Origin of the sequence: Brevibacillus laterosporus (genome assembly GCA_007833815.1) — a bacterium.
Lineage (GTDB): Bacteria > Bacillota > Bacilli > Brevibacillales > Brevibacillaceae > Brevibacillus_B > Brevibacillus_B laterosporus_D.
In genome coordinates, this window is record CP033464.1 from 1454407 (window position 1) to 1474149 (window position 19743).

The following is a 19743-nucleotide window of genomic DNA, read 5'->3' on the forward strand; positions in this document are numbered from 1 at the left end:
AAAGATATAATAAAGAGAGGCAGACTATGCTTCTCTTTATTTTTTTAAACTTATAAATGTAAATTTTATAACATAAATTAAAATTAATTATTATTATAAAAGTGTTTGTTCTCGAAAAAAACAGGGTATATTTAATTGTATATATCTTTTTTGGGGGGCATATACACATGAATAAAAGCGTTTTTGCAGCTTTAAGCTCCATTTTAGTTCTTAGTACAGCTCTGGCTGGCTGTGGTACAGCCTCTGAGAATAAACCGGGAGCAGTTAGTGGTAGTGGTAGTACCCATGAACAAGTTCTACGTGTAAATTTACATTCAGAACCGCCTACTGCGGACCCTGGTTTAGCAGATGACAATGCTTCTTCTGCGATTTTGATGGCTACCTTTGATGGTTTGATGCGCTCAGGCAAAGACGGGAAAGTAACTAACTCAGTAGCGAAAGATTATAAAATTTCAGAAGATGGCAAAACTTATACATTTGATTTACGTGATTCTGAGTGGGCTAACGGTGAAAAGTTAACTGCAAAAGATTTTGAATATGCTTGGAAACGAGTACTTAATCCAAAGACAGCAGCTTCTTATGCGTATCAATTGTATTATTTGAAAAATGCAGAAGCTTATAATAAAGGGAATGCAAAGGCTGAGGACGTAGGTGTAAAAGCAATTGATGAACACACGCTTGAAGTAACCTTGAACAACCCAACGCCATTCTTCTTGGAGCTAACAGCTTTCTATACTCTTTACCCTGTAAACGAAAAAGTCGTGACATCTAGCGATAAATGGGCAGGAGAAGCAAGTACACATGTTGGTAACGGACCATTTAAAATGGAATCCTGGAAGCACAAGAATGAGATTGTCCTTGTGAAAAACGATAAATATTGGGATAAAGATAACGTGAAATTAGAAAAAATCATCTATCAAATGATCGATGATGAAAATACAGAGTTGTCTATGTTTGAAAATGGAGACCTTGATTGGGCAGGTCAACCTAATGGTATGTTACCAATTGATGCGATTGCTCCTAACAAGGCATCCGGCAAGGCACATATCCAACCTAAAGCAGGTATCTACTGGTACAAGTTTAATACGGAAAAAGCACCATTTAATAATGCGAAAATCCGTAAAGCATTTGCATACGCAATTGATCGTAAAACAATCACAGATAACATTACACAATCTGGTCAAATCCCGGCTACTAATCTTTTACCTCCAACCATGGCTTTAACAAAAGAAGGCTTCTTTAAAGATAGTGATGTGGATATGGCGAAAAAGCTTTTAGCGGAAGGTATGAAGGAAGAAGGCTTAACAAAGCTACCTCCAATCGAAATTTCCTTTAACACAGCGGAAAAACATAAGAAGATTGCGGAGACGATTCAAGATCAGTGGAAAAAAGCTTTTGATATTGAAGTGAAGCTGACTAACAAAGAGTGGAAAGTATTCATTGATGACATGCACAGAGGTAACTTCCAAGTAGGTCGCAATGGCTGGAATGCTGACTACAACGATCCAATTAGCTTCCTACAAATGTTTAAAGATAAAACAGGTGGTAACAACGACACCAAGTGGGAAAATGCAAAATACAAGGAATTGCTAAATAAAGCAGATGCCGAAACCAATCCAGATGTACGTAATGGTTATTTGGCAGAAGCCGAGAAAATCATTATGGAAGATATGCCGGTTATTCCGATTTACTTTGACTCCAATGTTTGGCTACAAAATGACAACCTGAAAGGTGTTGTTGTAGACGCAATGGGTAATGTAGATTTCAAGTTGACTTCCTTTGAATAAACATGTAGACGCAGGGAAAACAGAATAAAAGGTAACAGGGAAAACAGAGTTCCAGACGGAATTCTGTTTTTTTCTGTTTTGGTGGGACAAATGACCAAGCGAGTTGACTATCTATTTCATAGAGTAAAGAGAACGATGAGAACAAGGGAGGATGATTATGGACTGGGGAAAAATTTTGAAGATGGCGGCGACAGTTGACAAGAATAAATTAAAAACCGAATCAGGTATCCGTGAAGTCATCAAGGATTTGGGCAGGAGATCAGGAAAAGATTTATCAAAAAAGGATTTGGACAATTACACAGAGCAAGTAAAAAATTGATGCAGAAGAAAGACGTTGGAGGTATGCTGGATCAATTAAAGAAAAAAGGATTAGACCAGAGCGATCTAGACAAAATCAGAAGAGGGCTGAAGTAAAGGAGAGGGTTGTCATTTCTAGAAAGACACCTTTTAAACGTCGAAATCCAACCCAGAACAAAGAATTGGAAAGGGTGCTATCTACGCTACAGCAAAACCAGCATGTACATGTTCAACAAGAAATGGCCCATCTCCGACAAGAAATTTATGAAATTAAAAACATGCTGGGAAGATTAAGACCTGTTGAGCAAGAACGTAAAAGGCTTAGCTTTAGTCTTTTTCCAAAGAGAAAAAAACCAGAGCCTATTATTGTAGAAGAAGCTCCAAAGGCAAAGCTAGGAATTAATTTAGAGCAGGTGTTACCCTTGCTTCCTCAAATAGGTTCTATGATGCCGGAAATTAGTAAGATGGTACCTCAATTATCTACCTCCAAGATGAAGGATACAATGAAGTTATTATCTAATCCTGCGGTAGCAAATATGGTTCAACAGCTATTAGGTAATCTCCAAACAAATAGTCTACCAGTTCCAGTAAAAAATGTTTCAAAAAAACGGTAACGAAAATGAGTTTGTAAAAATGGTTCAGAAAGAGAGCATAGTAAAGAACTGTCCCTTTGAGTGAAAACTTTTGGGGACAGTTTTTTCTATGTTACGAAGTACTAAAGCTTATTTATTGTTTGAAAAGTGTGAATAGTAACCATTAACGAGATGGTTCTGCTATCATATGTAGGCGTTACCTAATAAAAGTAAGAATTTTTAGTACCAAGAGCCTAAAACTTTTTTCGACAAGTTACGTCTAAAGAAATGAACAGCAAGATAGGGGAGGAGAAATTTTGAAAAAGTTTGTTTTAGGCTTAGTTGCCTTGAGCAGTTTCATTTGGATGGCACCCCAGGCAATAGAGGCCGCGGGACAATCGACACAGGGCAATGTACAATTACGAATTGAAGGCAGGAGTATTAATGCGGAAGTTCCTCCGGTCATCTCTAAAGAACGTACCCTTGTCCCTGTTCGCGTTATTGCAGAAGGTTTGGGAGCAAAGATGGATTGGAATCAGGCTGAGCGGAAGGCCAAGATTACGAAAGATAATCAAGAGGTCGTTTTGCAGCTCAACAACAAGAATGCTTACATAAATGGTAAAGCGCAAACCTTGGAGGCTATGCCTGAGCTCGTTAATAATCGGATGTTGTTGCCTCTACGATTTGTGGGGGAAGCGCTGGGAGCTACGGTAGGATGGGATAATGACAGCCGTACGGTAATTGTCAACCAACCAATTAAGGCGCAAATTAATGGACAATCTCTGTCCGCCAGTGAAAAAGTATATCGCTGGGAGGACAAAATTTTAGTACCAGTGAAGGCAATTGCAGACAGGATGGGTGTTTCACAAGACGAACTAACTGCCAAAGCCAGTTGGAAGAAAGTGATTGATTCCACGACGACCGTTGTATCGTTACAAGATGTAGAAGCAAGTATCGGAGCAGATGTAGCAGAGTGGGATGAAAAGCGCAATGAAGTGGTAATCACTCGTATGAACAGATTGACAGGGATTGACCCACAAGATGACAGTGTTCAGATGGAAACCAGATATAAGGTAACTCCAACTGTATCAGTCTTACAAAATCCCCATCGGATTGTAATGGATTTCCCAGAAATGGAACTATCCAATAAGATGCGTGATCAGGAAAGTAAAGAGATTGTGATTGACCAAGGAAAAGATAGCGCATCTTCCGATCATTACGTCTCTCAAACAGATAGTCCAGAAAAACTAGAAAATAGGGAGCTAAACACAGGTGAGGAATCCCTTAGCACCGTCTCTCAACAGACTCAACCGCTTATTCGTACCATTCGATACAGCCAGTATCAAGACAATCCAAAAATGGTCAGAGTTGTAGTTGAATTGAATCGGGCAAGTAGTTATCAGCTAGTACCGACAAATGACGGTGTAAAACTGCAATTACAGGCCAAGCCGCAAAAAACAGGATACCTAATAGTTGTAGATGCAGGACATGGCGGACATGATGTGGGAGCCAAAGGAACGGTTGGAAACTATGAAAAAGATTTTACTTTGTCTGTAGCTAATCGTTTAGTGGAGTATCTAAAACAGCACAAAGAATTTCAAGTGGTGGCAACCCGTAGTACCGATACGTATTTGACGTTAAAGGAGCGTACAGATATAGCTAATGAGATAAATGCAGATGTATTCATCTCTGTGCATGCTAACGCCTTTAATCCCGAAACAAGAGGAACAGAAACATACTATTACAATCAGAATAGCTTGGATTTAGCTCGTGTTGTTCATAAACATTTGTTGGCAGCGACCCAATTCCCAGATCGAAAAGTAAAACAAAATAATTTCTATGTGATAAAGAACACTAATATGCCTGCGGTATTGACAGAAACAGGCTTCCTAACCAATCAAGTCGAAAATACTCAATTAATGTCGCCGCAATTTCAAGATAAAGTAGCTAAATCATTAGCAGATGCGATTGTGGAATATTATCAAACCTATTGATAAAAAAGAGGAGGGTGTGAAATGAAACGGATAGCATTTGTCATGTATGCCGTTCTTGCCCTATTGGTGGCTGCATGTAGCAATAATCCTGTGGCTGTGGAGCCAGGAAACGGCACTACATCTGAACAGACTGCTAAGGAAGAAAAGCAACAAACGCTTACGCTATACTACGTGGACAACGATGTAACTAAACTGGTGGAAGAAAAGCAACAGATTAACAAGCCAGAGTCTGATAAGGCCAAGTACGAAAAGGCAATGGAGCTACTAGGGAAACCAACCAAGCCTGAACATAATCCACTTTGGAAAGATTTCGGTTACCATTCTATTACGTTTGAAAATGGAACATTAACCATTGATGCTAAGGGAACAAACCAATACAATTTGGGTTCCGGCGGTGAGGGTTTTGCTATTGATGCGTTAAAACAGACCATGTTTCAATTCCCCGAGGTTATGAAAATCATTGTTCTCGTAGATGGTAAGGAGACAGAATCACTGATGGGGCATGTTAGTATAGATGAACCGTTAACTCGCTCTACACCATAACCATGTAGCAACCCTGAATATAATGAAGATAGAAACAAAAAGCGGTGTGTCTATAATTGACGCACCGCTTTTATAGTTTTACTTACAAGTATAAGTCATTTACTACGTACGTTGACGGTTACTCCCAAAAAACTTGATAGCATAAATTCCGGCAATACCTACTAACGTGTAAATAATACGGCTCAAGATAGAGCCCATGCCCCCAAACAGAGTTGCAACTAAATCAAAATGGAATAGACCAATTAGTCCCCAGTTGATAGCACCAATAATCACAAGAAGTAATGCTAATTTATCCATACCTCTACTCACTCCTTTCTTCTAAGTAGTTTCATGATTTCCTTTTCAAAATTAGATTATTCATCGATTGTTTAGTATAAAAGCAAGCTGTTTTCGTTCTACTCACCTTTAAAAAAAATTTACATAAACCTAATACAGCCTTCATGTGTGTAAGGTAATCTGTGTATAGAAGCAAGGAGAGGAGCGAAACTCTTGAGCATGATTAAGGTGCAAGACCTGCATGTATATTATGGTTTAACCCATGCTTTAAAACATATTGAAATGGACATTGAACCAAAATCAATTACCGCTTTAATCGGTCCTTCCGGCTGTGGAAAATCAACCTTTTTACGGACAATTAACCGCATGAATGATATGATTCCACAAGTTAGAATTACAGGAAGCATTCAGATTGCTGGTAAAAATATATATGATGCCAATTGGGATGTTGAGCAATTACGTAAACAAGTCGGAATGGTGTTTCAAAAGCCTACTCCTTTTCCAAAAAGCATTTATGAGAACATTGTATATGGACCGAAGCTACATGGTATAAAGGATAAGAATCGGTTAGAGGAATTAGTTGAGGCTAGCTTGCAAAAAGCAGCTTTGTGGGAAGAGGTAAAGGATAGCTTGCATAAGCCTGCGCATGGTTTATCGGGAGGTCAACAGCAACGTTTGTGCATTGCACGAGCGCTGGCTATAGAACCAGAAGTCATTCTGTTAGATGAACCAACATCTGCACTTGATCCTATAGCTACAGCTAAAATAGAGGAGCTATTGGTACAGCTAAAGGAAAGCTATACGTTAGTAATGGTGACACATAATATGCAACAAGCAGCCCGCGTCTCCGATAAAACAGCTTTCTTTTTACAAGGTGAGTGCATTGAGAGCAAGAAAACCACTGAGATGTTTGAGAATCCTACTGACCAACGCCTTAAGGATTATATCTCCGGCCGTTTTGGCTGATTATGAGATACAGTTATACCCCCTTTATTTTGAAGAGCGGCTAAGCCGTTCTTTTTTTTACTTCCATTCCTTTGTAACTGTAAAAATCGTGCTATTACTCTGAGAAATCAAAACCTTGGATTCCAATTATCACTACCCGTATAGTATACTGGATAAGAAAGTTTATACAAAGGTGGGAAGTATATGGAAACCACAGATATGATTCAAATGATGGTGCTTGCTGACCTATTCAAACTACTCGGTGACAAGACGAGATTAACCATTATGGCTCTGCTACAAGTACAGTCTCTGTGTGTACGTGATTTGGTAGAAATTTTACAAGCTTCTCAGCCATCCGTTTCACAGCATTTAGCTAAACTAAAAGGACAAGGGTTAGTAAAAGAAGAGCGCCGTGGTGCCTGGGTGTTTTACTCTCTAAACAACGATGCTGCTCCGATGATGAAGATTATTCTTGAGCATTTGCCTGATGTTAAGCCACTTGTTGATAAACAACAACGCGTTACCCTAAGTAGTTAAATAGGAACGACCACCATACAAAAAAAGGAGTGCTAATAGAGGCTCCTTTTTTGTATGGTCATAATTATCCTGCGGAATTTTCCCGGTCAAGTAGCACAGTTAAATGCTTGTTTAAAAAAACATTATCAATGAGATATACCTGTTAAAATAAGGCGTGGATACTCCCTTTTGATTCGGCACAAATTATATGTGTCATCAAGGGAGGTGAGATTATCTATGAAAAACAAACAACAAGGTTTGAACAATGCTGCTCAACAAAACACAGCGACTGAGTTTGCAAGTGAAACAAACGTAGCTCAAGTGCAAAATCAAAACCAAGCTTCTGCTGCTCGTGCTGCTCAACAAAATACAGCGACTGAGTTCGCAAGCGAAACAAACGTAGCTCAAGTGAGAAAGCAGAACCAAGCTTCTGTTGCTCATGCTGCTCAACAAAACAACGCTACCGAATAATAGGTTTCGCGGAAGACCTTCACCCACGTGGTGAGGGTCTTTTTATTTACTTTAATATAATTTATATAAAAAGTAATTTTTGTTATTGTATACATGACAAACTCCAACTTGTCTGCATATTGGGACGAGAAAGCTCATAGATATATAACGCATAGAGCAGGAGGGGAAACTGTTAGCTCTACAGACCTTGCTAAAGTTCTGTTAGCGCAGGAATATTTGCGGCATGTAAAAGATTCAGTCGGAGTGTAGCATATGTTGCCTGGAACTGGATAAACATCTGACAAATTTCCTAGGAAATAGACAGTCAAGCCCTTCATTGTCGAATCAAGACAAGGGGAGTTGAGGTAATGAAACGTGGAGCTGTAAGTTTAGTCATGCTGTTGGTGCTCTCGCTGTTCGTGACGGGATGCTTCGGGACAAAGACACCAGAGGATGTAGTGAATGAATTAGGAGGGAAGATGGACAAAATTACCGGTTATAAAACAAATGCAGTGTTGACCCTGCAAACCGGTACAACACCACAAGAATATGATGTAGAGGTCTGGTTTTCTAAACAAAACAATTATCGTGTAGCCCTCACGTCTAAACAGCGTAATATTACTCAAATCATTTTACGCAATGATGAAGGTGTTTTTGTTTTAACCCCACATCTCAAAAAAAGCTTCCGTTTCCAAAGTGGATGGCCAGAAAATAATGGCCCTCTCTATTTATATGAAACGTTGGTTAACAGCATAGTAAATGATGCGGAGCGTAAATTGAAAATGGATGATAAAGAGTATGTCTTTGAAGTAAAGGCTAACTACAGTGGTAATCGTTCATTTAGTAAGCAAAAGATTTGGATGAGCAATGATTTGAGACCCAAGAAAGCGGAGATTATGGATAATAACATGAATAAGTTGGTAGAGATTAACTTTACTGAATTCAACTTTAATCCTGAATTTCCGAAAGATGCTTTTGATAAAGACAAGAATATGACAAGTGCCCTCCCTTCTGTTCCCACTATGGGTCAAACAGAAACAGGTGTGAAAAAACCGACGGGCCAATTTGGTGTTATACAACCTACCTATGTACCAGAAGGAATTAAGCTAAACAACATTGAACCAGTGACTCATAATGAAGAGAAGAGCGTATTGTTACAGTTTAAAGGAGAGTACAACTATTCCTTGATGGAAAGTCGTCCAACTGCTGCTACCGTCTCCTATGAACAGGGAATGCCGGTTGATCTAGGTTTTACCATTGGTGTTCTGTATCAGACTGCTGAAGAAAAGCGTATCCTCAAATGGGAGTTGGATGGTGTCGAATTTACACTATCCGGAGACCTGCCGGAGGATGAGATGCTAAAAGTAGCACAATCTACTTATGGAGTAGGCGGAAAATAAGAGTGTAAAAGCGAGAAGGGACGAAGGAAATCTTCGTCTCTTTTTACTGTATGTCGTACTCTTCGCCTATAAAAATAAAGAATTTTTATTGTCCAGACTTCTTTGGTGGTCATCCTCGCCATGTCATATCGACAAATATATACAAATTTTTCTGACATTTCCTATAGGTTCATTGACAGGCCCCCTAAAAAAACGGTAAGATACGTAACGAGTTACTTATAAGGGGTGATCCAGCTTAGATGAAACATGAATATGGTGAGGTACTCTATCACGAAAAAGCAACCTATTCAGATTTATTCTTACGTAAGAATGCAAAGATGAGAATTATGGAAACGGTCCTTTTTGTGATAATAATGATTCTGCTGTCAGGTTTGTTTGGAGATCGGGATAGCACAGTATTTAAAGTATTTGCCATAGCAAGTGCAGTGGCACTGGTGGGATTAGCTCCCTTCTTTTATAAATGGAGTCTTCGTCCTATTTATACTGTGACCAAATCTCATCTGATTATCAACATTCGGGGACAAGAGACAGCATATCCACTGACGCAAGTAGAGCCGATTATTGAAGGTAGACACATGTATCGTATCAATGGGAAACGGATGCCTCTCATGATATCTCATAAATTTCTAGCTCATTTAAATGAAAGACTGCATGTTATTAACAGAAAGAATAAGAGGCGATAATTAATGAAGCCATATGCCCGCGATACATGGATAGAAGTTGATTTAGATGCGATTGCGGCTAATGTCTCTGCCCTACGCCAACATATCCCTGCCCACTCGGAAATTATGGCTGTAGTAAAAGCGGATGGATATGGTCACGGTTCAGAATATACGGCCAGAGAAGCACTTGCGCATGGAGCTACCAGACTAGCGGTGGCTGCTCTAGACGAGGCGCTTGTGCTGCGACAAGCAGGTATTACAGCACCAATCCTCGTTTTAGGTTATACCCCTGTAGACGCTATGCGAACCGCTGTAGAAGAGAACATTCAATTGACTGTTTATCATCTACAGTGGCTACACGAGGTTGCCGACCTATTGCTAGGTAGTTCTAAATATCTGGAGGTTCATGTAAAAGTAGACACAGGTATGGGGCGCATTGGGGTTAGTGATGAGGCAGAATTACTGGAACTGATTCATACAATAACGATGAACGAATCAATGCGCTGGGTTGGAGTATTCACGCACTTTGCTTGTGCGGACGAGGAAGACACTACACATGTAAAGGGACAGCATGCCCTTTTTCAAGAACGTCTGAAAGCTGTTGAGACAGCAGGCTATAAGCTTCCTCTCATTCACTGCAATAATACGGCTGCAGCTATTGTTTTTCCAGAATGGAGTTATGATTTGATCCGATTAGGCATAGGCTTATACGGATTGTATCCTTCCGATTTCATTAAACAACAGCATAACCTTGATTTAAGGCCAGCCCTCAGCTTAAAAACCCGGATATCCCATGTTAAAATTTTGCCCCCGCATTCCACAGTCAGCTATGGAGCCACCTATACAACCACCGATCAAGAACAGATAGCTACTGTACCAATCGGATATGGAGATGGATTTCCACGTTTATTGTCTAATCGAGGTGTCGCATTATGTCATGGGAAACGAGTACCCATTGTGGGAAGAGTGTGTATGGATCAAACCATTCTTCATATCCATGCGGGGGATGCTCAGGTTGGAGATGAAGTGGTCTTGTATGGTAAGCAGGAAAATGAAGAGATTACTCTCGATGAAATTGCCGATTGCTTAGGAACGATCAATTATGAAGTGACATGTATGCTCAATTATCGCATTCCTCGTGTTTATCTACGAAATGGGAAAATTGTCGGTATCTGTCATGGAATTGCCAATAAGTTCTTGGAAGAATATCGAAAAATGGCAGGAATTTAGCGGAAAAGATCGAATACCTTTTAAGATGAATGTATTATGCATCTGTAAAAAGCATCAAAAAGGTATATTTTTGCATATGATTCGACATAATGGTACTGATAAGAAGAGAACGGAAAGCGTTCGAGAACAGAGGGTACGGTCATGGCTGGAGGTGGATTTGTCTTGTCTAAAAGCAATACAAAACGTATCATGATCAGTTTGCCGCAACATTTATTGCAAGAGGTAGACGGAGTCGTGCAAAAAGAGAGATCAAATCGAAGTGAATTGATTCGCCAAGCGATGAGTCTCTACCTCAAGGAGCGGAAAAAACGCTTTATACGAGAAACAATGCAACGTGGCTATTTGGAAATGGCTAAAATCAATCTCAATATGGCATCGGAGGCTTTTGAAGCAGAAGAGGAAGCCGATCTTACCTTAGACCGCTTAGTTAGCGGGGTGTAGCAAGTGAATGTTAAACGTGGCGATGTATTCTTCGCGGACCTTTCCCCTGTGGTTGGCTCCGAGCAAGGTGGAGTCAGACCGGTATTAGTTATTCAAAACGATATTGGAAATCGATTTAGTCCGACGGTTATCGTCGCTGCGATCACTGCTCAGATTCAAAAGGCAAAGCTGCCTACACATGTGGAAATCGATGCAAAAACATATGGGTTTGATCGTGACTCTGTCATCTTATTAGAACAAATAAGAACCATTGATAAACAAAGGTTGACCGATAAAATCACTCATTTAGATGATGAGATGATGGAAAGAGTGAATGAATCACTTCAGATCAGCCTCGGATTAATAGATTTTTAATAACGGATGAAAAAGGACCTTTCGCTAGTTAATGCGATAGGTCTTTTTCCCATCCGCCTTTTTGGACAAATGTGGTGTAAATGTCATTTTTTATTTACTTTTTAGAAATAATTCACAATTTGTTAATGAAGTAAATTATTAATTTAGATGTTCTAATTTTATACTAAGAATATAAAAGCAAAATTTTATGGTGAAAAGCATTTCCACGTAACATCTCGGATTGGTGCGATAGCACCCCCTTGGGAGTGTCAAAGGGTTACATGACATTATGACCATTGTTCCAAAAGGAGGAGAACGACATGGAGAATAAGGTGGTGCCAGAACGTATAGAGATTTCTTTGCCAGCTAAATTGGATTATGTGAGCATTGCGAGGCTTACCATTTCTGGTGTTGCCCATCGAATGGGCTTTTCTATTGATGTTCTGGAGGATTTGAAGCTTTGCGTTTCAGAAGCATGTGCTAACTCAATTCTACATGCCTATCCTGAATCTGATCGTTCGTTCTAAACCGTTACTATATGTTGTGAACTATATACCGTTGAACCTCTCATGGCTAAAGCCACGAGATTCCTGCGCTATCACATCCAACGAAGTGAGAATTAGCAGGCTATCCCCGTAGTCCCTACGGTTATTGAAAAAAAGTGTACGTTGGACTCTTCTCTCTGACCTACTGCTTGGTTTTCGCTTTTCGGTCAGAGAGGACGAAGGTGCTTGAATGTTTTACGCCACAAAGCATTCCTTATGGCAACCCCATACATTCCGTTTTCAATGAGCAATCTGTACAAGATTAGTATATCTGTTCTTGTTAGTTATTCAAAGAAGTAGTCGGACAATTAACGTATCAGAAGACACGCTTTGTCCGAAGCCGATTCATCTCATGATTAAAATCACGAGTGTTCTCGGCTAATTCATAAATTAATTATACATGTGAGTGATAAGGGAATACAGATGGACCCAACACGGCTTACAACTTAAACGAAACACGGTACCATTGCATAAAGAGAACCTCACTCAGGGGGGACTTGGTCTATATCTGATTGAAACTCTGATGGATTCTGTAGAAATTTATCAACAAGAGGGTACCACGATCAGTATGACTAAGTATGTACAGCAAGATGAGGTGAAAAAGAGTGACAGAGAGCAATCGGTACGTGAAGGAACATAGGAGGGATGAAAGTCTCCTTCTCATACAAAGGTTTCAGGAGGAGCAACCTACTCCAGAGCTACAGCAAGAGCTGGTCTTGCATTTTCGTGGATTGGTAGAAAGTCTAGTCACGAAAATTCACAGTGGGTACGAATTACGGGATGATCTTAGGCAGGTGGGCATGATCGGCTTGCTTGCAGCTCTAAGTAGATATGACCCTGCATATGGGGGAACTTTTGAAAGTTTTGCGATTCCTACTATCATTGGTGAAATGAAACGTTTTGTGAGGGATAAAACATGGAGCATACATGTACCACGGCGTTTTAAAGAGATGTCTATTCGTTTACAAAAAGCAGTGGATGATCTGACGCTAGAATTGCAAAGGTCTCCTCAGATAGAAGAAATCGCAATCTATATTCAAGCAAGTCCGGAAGAAGTTTTGGAAGCGCTTGAAATTGGAAAAAATTATCGAACCATATCTACCGATACACAAATTGAGGCCGATCAGGAAGGTGGTACCGTCACTTTATTGGATTTGATCGGTAGTCTTGAAGACGGGTACAGCCAGGTGGAAGAAAGCATGATGCTGACCAAAATCTACAAGGTTTTAACAGGTAGAGAGCAAGAAATCATTACGCTAACCTATTTCGAGAATTTGAGCCAAAAAGAAGTAGGAGAGAGACTGCGAATATCACAGATGCATGTGTCTCGACTACAACGTCGAGCTTTACAAAAACTACGGGAATCCCTGCGAGCCAATTTAGGTGAACTTGTAAACGAAACCTTGGGGGGCTATCATACTAAATAGATGTAAAAAGATTGAGAACTTCTGTAAGCCTTGGGAGGATAAGTACATGGATGTGAAAGAAATGGCTGCCACCCTTGCACGAGAATTAGGTGTAGGTGTTCAGCAAGTCGTACAGACAATAACATTACTAGATGAAGGAAATACCGTTCCATTTATTTCGCGCTATCGTAAAGAAATGACAGGTCAATTAGACGAAACACAAATACGGGATATTGAAGAGCGTGTACGTTACTTACGCAATTTGTTTGTCCGAAAAGAAGAGGTACTTCGGTTAATTGAAGAACAGGAAAAGCTGACGGAAGAATTAGCAATGGCTATCCAGAAGGCCACCAAACTTCAAGAGGTGGAGGATCTTTACCGTCCCTATAAACAAAAACGTCGTACCCGCGCCACGATCGCCAAAGAAAAGGGATTGGAACCTCTTGCTACCTACCTACTAACCTTGCCACAAACAGGTGATCTTTTAACAGAAGCTAGTCGTTATTTAGACGTCGAAAAAGGTGTTGAAACCGTAGAAGATGCTTTGCAAGGTGCAATGGATATTATCGCTGAACAAATATCCGATGATGCAGAGTACCGTAAATGGATTAGAGAAAAAACGTTCCAGAAAGCTACCATGCTTACAGAACAAAAGGAAAAAGAAGAAGACGGAAAAAATGTGTACGAAATGTATTATAGCTATTCAGAGCCTGTAAAAAAAGTGGTTCCCCATCGCGTTCTTGCCATTAATCGTGGGGAAAAGGAAGGTATCCTAAAGGTTTCATTGGAAGCCCCTGTGGAAGAGATTACTGCCTTTTTACAGCGAAAATTACTTACGCAGAAGACAATCGCTGAGGATTTGTTAAAGCAGACGATAGAGGATAGCTATAAGCGTTTGATTGCTCCTTCTATTGAGCGTGAGGTAAGAAATGAGTTGACGGAAGTAGCTGAGGAGAGAGCGATTCATATTTTTGCTGAGAATTTACGCAATCTATTGCTCCAGCCTCCGTTTAAAGGAAAAGTGGTATTAGGAGTTGACCCTGCCTTTCGAACAGGCTGTAAGCTAGCCATTGTTGATGATACCGGTAAAAAACTATACATAAATGTTATATATCCAACGCCACCGGTAAACAAAGTAAAAGAAGCTAGTGAAACAGTCAAAAAAATTATCGCAGAATATCAAGTGGATGTGGTAGCGATTGGTAATGGTACAGCCTCACGGGAAACAGAGCAGTTCGTTGCTGATGTATTAAAAGAAGTGAAGCGAGATGTCTCCTATATCATTGTGAATGAAGCAGGAGCTTCCGTGTATTCGGCATCAGCGTTGGCCAAAGAAGAATTCCCTGAGTTGGATGTAGCAGAGAGAAGTGCTATCTCCATCGCTCGCCGTCTACAAGATCCGTTGGCTGAATTGGTAAAAATCGATCCAAAATCAGTAGGTGTAGGGCAGTATCAGCATGATGTATCACAAACACGTTTAGCAGGAAGTCTTGAATTCGTCGTGTCGTCAGCGGTTAACCATGTTGGTGTCGATGTGAATACAGCTTCCGCTTCCTTGCTTCAATATGTATCGGGTGTAAACAAGCAAGTAGCATCAAATATTGTAAAGCTACGTGAAGAGAATGGAAAATTTAAAAACCGAGTACAATTAAAAAAGGTACCACGACTAGGTGCAAAAACCTATGAGCAATGCATCGGCTTCTTACGTGTTATGGATGGAGAGAATCCTCTTGATCGTACTCCTATTCATCCAGAATCATACGATGTTACGTATAAGCTGCTGAATCACTTGCAAATCAAGCCCGAGGAAATTGGCAGTGAAGCTTGTAAGAAGCAGATGATGGACATGTCCTTACTACAAATGGCATCAGAGCTTGAGACAGGCGAGCCAACGTTACAAGATATTGTAGACAGCTTGTTGCGTCCAGGACGTGATCCTCGTGATGAGTTACCTAAGCCACTCATGAGCAAAGATGTGTTGAAATTAACCGATCTTAGCAAAGGTATGAAAATGCAAGGAACCATTCGTAATGTAGTCGACTTTGGTGCTTTTGTTGATATCGGGCTGAAGAATGATGGACTTATTCATATTTCACAGCTAAAAAAAGGATTCGTAAAGCACCCTCTTGATGTTGTTGGTGTTGGGGATATCGTTGATGTCTGGGTTATGGATATTGATGAAAAACGTCAACGCGTTGGTATGACCATGATTTCACCAGAAGAATGACCTACAAATTATTTCTATGTCCATCCAACTTTGATGAGGTTTTGTGTTTTCGATCGCACAAAAAAGCCGTCCTATTCTTCAGGGCGGCTACTTTGTTTTTCTAAATATAGGAACCAACAACTGTTTAGCAATCGAATTTGTCTAACATCCTTCCCAAAGAAGGCGCGTTGTAGCTGTTTCCGCATCCATTGTGGCATAAAAATACCTCCTGCGCTTTCTTACTGGCATTGTATGCAGGAAAAGAGGCGGAGGTACCTGTCTGTATGGGTAAATACCCTATTTTTTTATATCTGGGACGGGAAAAATGCTACTCTTCTTCAGCCAAACCTTCTAGCTGTGCTTGTAGGGCGCGAATTTCGGTTAATAATGATAAAAGTGGATACTCTGTTTCATTCAAACAGGAAAAGCTGGCTTCCAACTCATTAATGTAGGAGAGACCATCTATGATTCTTAGTTCCTGTGAAAGGAGTTCCAGATCGCTACATTCACCTAGAACGTCTGGTAACTCTGGTCTTATGACTACGGTTAATTTGTCATGTTCTTTGTGCAATCGTTTAAGTAGGGCTAAAAGCTGATACATATGTGATGAGGGCATTTGTACAAAAAAAAGTCCGTTATTCTTTTGCAAAAGTAGATAGCGCATGAGAGCCTCCATCCTATAAAGTGACTTGCGTTCATGCACAAGTGTAGCGTAACCCTCAAGAAAAATTCAAGAGATTTTGTTATAGTAGTTACAGTCGGAAAAGTCTGGAGGGGAGATGCGTGAACGATAAGGAACTGCAAAAACTAGTAGAAGAGATATCTGTTCGTGATTTTGTCAAACCGTTTCGTCACAAAGCTCGCTTTAACTCACGTTTGCGTACGACTGGTGGTAGATATTTATTACGTACTCACGATCTGGAGTTTAATCCCCTTCATCATCTTGAACATGGTCAGGATGAATTGATTGGTATTATTAAGCATGAGTTATGCCATTATCACCTTCATTTGGAGGGAAAGGGCTATCGCCATCGTGATCAGGATTTCATACAATTATTACAACGGGTAGGCGGATCAAGATATTGCTCAAGAGTTAGCAAACAAAAAATAGTTCTACCATATCGCTATCAATTAATCTGCATGGACTGTGAATTTTCGTATAAAAGAAAGAAAAATATTAATCCAGCTCGCTATGTGTGTGGGAGGTGCCGGGGGAAATTGCGTATCGAGCCTTTACCGCAGGGATAGGGACTCGCCTTTACATGCCATTTTCGACAAGGCTATAATAAAAAGAAATGGAGGAATGGAAAGGCAATGACGTATGAGTTTGAGTTTACTAGTCAGCAAGCAACCCAAGAGTTTGCAGAAAAATTAGCTCAGCTGTTGATGCCAGGAGATTTCTTGGCGCTGGAAGGGAATTTAGGGGCTGGTAAAACCACGTTTACACAAGGACTAGCACGTGGGCTTGGAGTGAAACGTGTGGTTAATAGCCCAACCTTTACGATTATAAAAGAGTATGCTGGACGTTTACCGCTTTATCATATGGATGTGTATCGGGTTGCTGATCAGGTGGACGATTTAGGTCTTGATGAGTATTTTTATGGAGACGGTGTTTGTGTGGTGGAGTGGGCCTCTTTAATCCCTGATTATGTACCAGAGGATCGAATGACGATTCAATTGCTTCAACAAGGAGAGAATGTTCGCCTCTGCCGACTAGAGGCAATCGGAAAACGAAGTGAACAGGTAGGTAAGGAGATTGATCAACATGTGCGTGCTGGCAATTGATACATCCAACCTCGTACTTAGTGTCGCTGTGGTCGATGACTCACGAGTACTGGGAGAATGGACAAGTAACTTGAATAAGAATCACTCCGTCACACTGATGGATGGGATTTCCGTGTTATTGGATGAGCTGAATGTTGACCCGGAAGCATTGACGGGGATTGTCGTAGCTAAAGGACCTGGCTCTTACACAGGTGTCCGAATCGGAGTGGCCACTGCGAAAAGTATGGCCTGGTCGCTTGGGATTCCTGTTATTGGTATTTCGAGTTTGGAAGCGGTAGGGATGAATGCACTTCCTTTTACAGGTGGAATCGTTCCGTTATTTGATGCAAGGCGTGGTCAAGTATATACAGGGCTGTATCGAAGCAAAGACTGTCGGACGTTAGAAGTTCAGCTCAATGAACGAATTGTATTACTTACAGATTGGCTGGACTTGCTTCTTTCTGAAACAGGTGATGAGCCATTGCTATTTTTAGGAGAAGATTTGCATAAACACCGTGATATCATTATAGAAACGTTGGGGGACAAGGCGATTTTTGCAACTCCTGCCCTAAATCATCCGCGAGCGGCACATTTGGCGTGGAAGGGTCTTCAACAGCTTCAGGCAGGGAACGGCATTCATGCACATGACTTGGTACCTGAGTATCTACAGTTGGCTGAAGCAGAAGCCAAATGGATAGCGAAACAGGAAAAGTAGGGATATTACATGAGTGAGACACTACAAAAACAGATTGAATTTCGTTACATGACATTAGATGATGTAGAAAGAATTGCTGAGCTTGAACGTATCTGTTTTCCAACACCGTGGCCATTAGCAGCTTTTATTAATGAATTAACCATTAATCCGAATGCTAAGTATGTAGTAGCTATGTTAGACGGACAGGTTATAGGATATTGTGGTATGTGGCTGATTATTGATGAGGCGCATATCACAAATATCTGCATTCATCCTGACGTACGTGGTCAGAAAGTAGGATTACAGCTTATGAAACAGATGATGGCAGTTGCCATGGTATTGGGCGGCGAAAAAATGACCTTGGAAGTGCGTCCGTCTAACGATGTAGCCCGTAACTTATACACAAAATTAGGTTTTGAAGAGCAAGGACGACGAAAACGATATTATTCCGATAATAACGAAGATGCCATTATTATGTGGGTGAATTTACGTGAAGAGTAATCAACAATCTCGCTATATGAAGCGAGTACAACAACGTTATGAACAACAAATACAATCCAACCGACCAGTTTATATTTTAGGTATTGAGACGAGCTGTGATGAAACATCGGCAGCAGTGATTGAAAACGGCACTACGATCTTATCTAATGTGATTGCTTCCCAAGCAGATATCCACAAACGTTTTGGGGGGGTAGTACCCGAAGTAGCTTCTCGCAGACACGTGGAAAATATTACGGTGACCATTGAAGAAGCACTTGAGCTTGCTAATAAAAACTGGGACGACATCTCTGCTATCGCAGTTACATATGGCCCAGGGTTGGTCGGGGCCTTACTAGTGGGTGTAGCAGCTGCCAAAGCAATTTCCTTTGCAAAAGGTATCCCACTTATCGGTGTTCATCATATTGCGGGTCATATTTATGCGAATCGATTGGTGGAAGAAATGCAGTTTCCGCTGATCAGCTTAGTTGTTTCTGGTGGGCATACGGAGTTAATCTACATGAAGGAGCACGGACACTTTGAAATTCTAGGTGAAACGCGTGATGATGCGGCTGGAGAAGCATACGATAAGGTAGCACGTTCGTTGGATTTACCTTACCCAGGAGGACCGCATATTGATCGACTTGCTCATGAAGGTGAACCTAGCATTACCTTACCGAGAGCTTGGCTGGAGAAGAATTCTTATGATTTTAGCTTCAGTGGCTTAAAATCAGCCGTGTTAAACACCCTTCATAATGCAAAACAACGAGGAGAAGAGATCCCTGCAGCTAATCTAGCAGCAAGCTTTCAATCTTCTGTAGTTGAAGTGCTAGTGGAAAAAACCATTCGTGCCGCAAGAGAGTATCAGGCAAAACAAATATTATTAGCTGGTGGTGTAGCAGCAAATAAAGGTTTACGAGCGGCATTGAGTGAGCGGTGTGCGAAGGAAGGGCTGTCTTTAACTATCCCACCACTTATTCTTTGTACAGATAATGCGGCGATGATTGCGGCAGCGGGATTTGTCTCGTACCAACAAGGAAAATTTGCTCACCTCGATTTAAATGGTGTCCCTGGATTAGAGTTGACCAACCCTTTTTAGTGTATAGCTAAAAAGGGTTTTTTCGTGTCTGATTAACGGGTAATAGGATTTTGTCGAGTGGGGATGGGAAAGCTACTAGAGGTTGTTGAATGACCAGATAACTTAT

Annotated in this window: 24 protein-coding genes and 1 pseudogene; 22 read left to right on the forward strand and 3 right to left on the reverse strand. The window is 40.7% G+C overall.

Annotated features, from left to right (window positions below):
- Positions 1-167 precede the first annotated feature (167 nt).
- From EEL30_08345 to EEL30_08365, 5 genes and pseudogenes are all read left to right on the forward strand, one after another.
- Entirely contained in the window at positions 168-1787 is a 1620-nt protein-coding gene (locus EEL30_08345) for a peptide ABC transporter substrate-binding protein (protein ID QDX92354.1), read from the forward strand.
- A 157-nt stretch (positions 1788-1944) separates the two neighbouring features.
- Positions 1945-2201: pseudogene (locus EEL30_08350) on the forward strand (hypothetical protein).
- A gap of 74 nt (positions 2202-2275) precedes the next feature.
- The gene (locus tag EEL30_08355) at positions 2276-2698 is read left to right on the forward strand and encodes a hypothetical protein (protein QDX92355.1); all 423 of its coding nucleotides are present in this window, start codon (positions 2276-2278) and stop codon (positions 2696-2698) included.
- 275 nt (positions 2699-2973) lie between these two features.
- The gene (locus tag EEL30_08360; GenBank protein QDX92356.1) at positions 2974-4650 is read left to right on the forward strand and encodes an AMIN domain-containing protein; all 1677 of its coding nucleotides are present in this window, start codon (positions 2974-2976) and stop codon (positions 4648-4650) included.
- A gap of 21 nt (positions 4651-4671) precedes the next feature.
- Positions 4672-5193, forward strand: coding sequence for a spore gernimation protein (locus tag EEL30_08365; protein ID QDX92357.1), 522 nt, complete (start codon positions 4672-4674; stop codon positions 5191-5193).
- A 102-nt stretch (positions 5194-5295) separates the two neighbouring features.
- On the opposite strand, the gene EEL30_08370 is transcribed toward EEL30_08365, so the two are convergent.
- Complete coding sequence (locus EEL30_08370; GenBank protein QDX92358.1) at positions 5296-5490, reverse strand: DUF378 domain-containing protein; 195 nt, start codon at positions 5488-5490, stop codon at positions 5296-5298.
- A gap of 192 nt (positions 5491-5682) precedes the next feature.
- Here EEL30_08370 and pstB point away from each other — a divergent pair, with 192 nt between their 5' ends.
- The 12 genes from pstB to EEL30_08430 all read left to right on the forward strand — a co-directional run bounded on the left by pstB (position 5683) and on the right by EEL30_08430 (position 15624).
- Entirely contained in the window at positions 5683-6435 is a 753-nt protein-coding gene (gene pstB / locus EEL30_08375; GenBank protein QDX92359.1) for a phosphate ABC transporter ATP-binding protein, read from the forward strand.
- Between the two features lie 183 nt (positions 6436-6618).
- Entirely contained in the window at positions 6619-6951 is a 333-nt protein-coding gene (locus tag EEL30_08380; protein ID QDX92360.1) for an ArsR family transcriptional regulator, read from the forward strand.
- A gap of 216 nt (positions 6952-7167) precedes the next feature.
- On the forward strand, positions 7168-7401 hold the full coding sequence (locus EEL30_08385) for a gamma-type small acid-soluble spore protein (protein QDX92361.1): 234 nt from the start codon (positions 7168-7170) through the stop codon (positions 7399-7401).
- Between the two features lie 347 nt (positions 7402-7748).
- Positions 7749-8780: a DUF4367 domain-containing protein gene (locus tag EEL30_08390; GenBank protein ID QDX92362.1), complete on the forward strand. Its 1032-nt coding sequence runs from the start codon at positions 7749-7751 to the stop codon at positions 8778-8780.
- A gap of 239 nt (positions 8781-9019) precedes the next feature.
- Positions 9020-9463, forward strand: a complete 444-nt coding sequence (locus tag EEL30_08395) for a hypothetical protein (protein QDX92363.1) — start codon at positions 9020-9022, stop codon at positions 9461-9463.
- Between the two features lie 3 nt (positions 9464-9466).
- Positions 9467-10672 carry an alanine racemase gene (gene alr, locus EEL30_08400; protein ID QDX92364.1) on the forward strand — a complete coding sequence of 402 codons (1206 nt, stop codon included), beginning with the start codon at positions 9467-9469 and terminating at the stop codon, positions 10670-10672.
- Positions 10673-10813: 141 nt separating this feature from the next.
- A complete protein-coding gene (locus EEL30_08405) occupies positions 10814-11113 on the forward strand; it encodes a ribbon-helix-helix protein, CopG family (GenBank protein ID QDX92365.1) in 300 nt (99 codons plus the stop codon).
- Between the two features lie 3 nt (positions 11114-11116).
- Positions 11117-11467 carry a type II toxin-antitoxin system PemK/MazF family toxin gene (locus EEL30_08410; protein QDX92366.1) on the forward strand — a complete coding sequence of 117 codons (351 nt, stop codon included), beginning with the start codon at positions 11117-11119 and terminating at the stop codon, positions 11465-11467.
- Positions 11468-11766: 299 nt separating this feature from the next.
- Positions 11767-11973, forward strand: coding sequence for a hypothetical protein (locus EEL30_08415; GenBank protein QDX92367.1), 207 nt, complete (start codon positions 11767-11769; stop codon positions 11971-11973).
- Between the two features lie 424 nt (positions 11974-12397).
- Positions 12398-12631 (forward strand): hypothetical protein, encoded by a 234-nt coding sequence (locus tag EEL30_08420; protein ID QDX92368.1) that lies wholly within the window; start codon positions 12398-12400, stop codon positions 12629-12631.
- Positions 12618-13418, forward strand: coding sequence for an RNA polymerase sigma factor SigB (gene sigB, locus EEL30_08425; GenBank protein QDX92369.1), 801 nt, complete (start codon positions 12618-12620; stop codon positions 13416-13418). The genes EEL30_08420 and sigB overlap by 14 nt, the downstream gene beginning before the upstream one ends.
- Before the next feature lie 46 nt (positions 13419-13464).
- Positions 13465-15624 (forward strand): RNA-binding transcriptional accessory protein, encoded by a 2160-nt coding sequence (locus EEL30_08430; GenBank protein QDX92370.1) that lies wholly within the window; start codon positions 13465-13467, stop codon positions 15622-15624.
- A gap of 71 nt (positions 15625-15695) precedes the next feature.
- Here the strand turns inward: EEL30_08430 and cmpA are convergent, their stop codons facing one another.
- Positions 15696-15821 carry a cortex morphogenetic protein CmpA gene (gene cmpA, locus EEL30_08435; protein ID QDX92371.1) on the reverse strand — a complete coding sequence of 42 codons (126 nt, stop codon included), beginning with the start codon at positions 15819-15821 and terminating at the stop codon, positions 15696-15698.
- A 110-nt stretch (positions 15822-15931) separates the two neighbouring features.
- The gene (locus EEL30_08440) at positions 15932-16267 is read right to left on the reverse strand and encodes a hydrolase/acyltransferase (GenBank protein ID QDX92372.1); all 336 of its coding nucleotides are present in this window, start codon (positions 16265-16267) and stop codon (positions 15932-15934) included.
- A gap of 119 nt (positions 16268-16386) precedes the next feature.
- Here EEL30_08440 and EEL30_08445 point away from each other — a divergent pair, with 119 nt between their 5' ends.
- The 5 genes from EEL30_08445 (at position 16387) to tsaD (ending at position 19637) form a co-directional block, all read left to right on the forward strand.
- Positions 16387-16851, forward strand: coding sequence for a SprT family protein (locus EEL30_08445; protein QDX92373.1), 465 nt, complete (start codon positions 16387-16389; stop codon positions 16849-16851).
- A gap of 66 nt (positions 16852-16917) precedes the next feature.
- Entirely contained in the window at positions 16918-17388 is a 471-nt protein-coding gene (gene tsaE / locus EEL30_08450; GenBank protein ID QDX92374.1) for a tRNA (adenosine(37)-N6)-threonylcarbamoyltransferase complex ATPase subunit type 1 TsaE, read from the forward strand.
- Positions 17369-18082 (forward strand): tRNA (adenosine(37)-N6)-threonylcarbamoyltransferase complex dimerization subunit type 1 TsaB, encoded by a 714-nt coding sequence (gene tsaB, locus EEL30_08455; protein ID QDX92375.1) that lies wholly within the window; start codon positions 17369-17371, stop codon positions 18080-18082. The genes tsaE and tsaB overlap by 20 nt, the downstream gene beginning before the upstream one ends.
- 9 nt (positions 18083-18091) lie before the next feature.
- On the forward strand, positions 18092-18562 hold the full coding sequence (rimI, locus tag EEL30_08460; GenBank protein ID QDX92376.1) for a ribosomal-protein-alanine N-acetyltransferase: 471 nt from the start codon (positions 18092-18094) through the stop codon (positions 18560-18562).
- Positions 18552-19637, forward strand: coding sequence for a tRNA (adenosine(37)-N6)-threonylcarbamoyltransferase complex transferase subunit TsaD (tsaD, locus tag EEL30_08465; GenBank protein ID QDX92377.1), 1086 nt, complete (start codon positions 18552-18554; stop codon positions 19635-19637). The genes rimI and tsaD overlap by 11 nt, the downstream gene beginning before the upstream one ends.
- Positions 19638-19743: the final 106 nt, after the last annotated feature.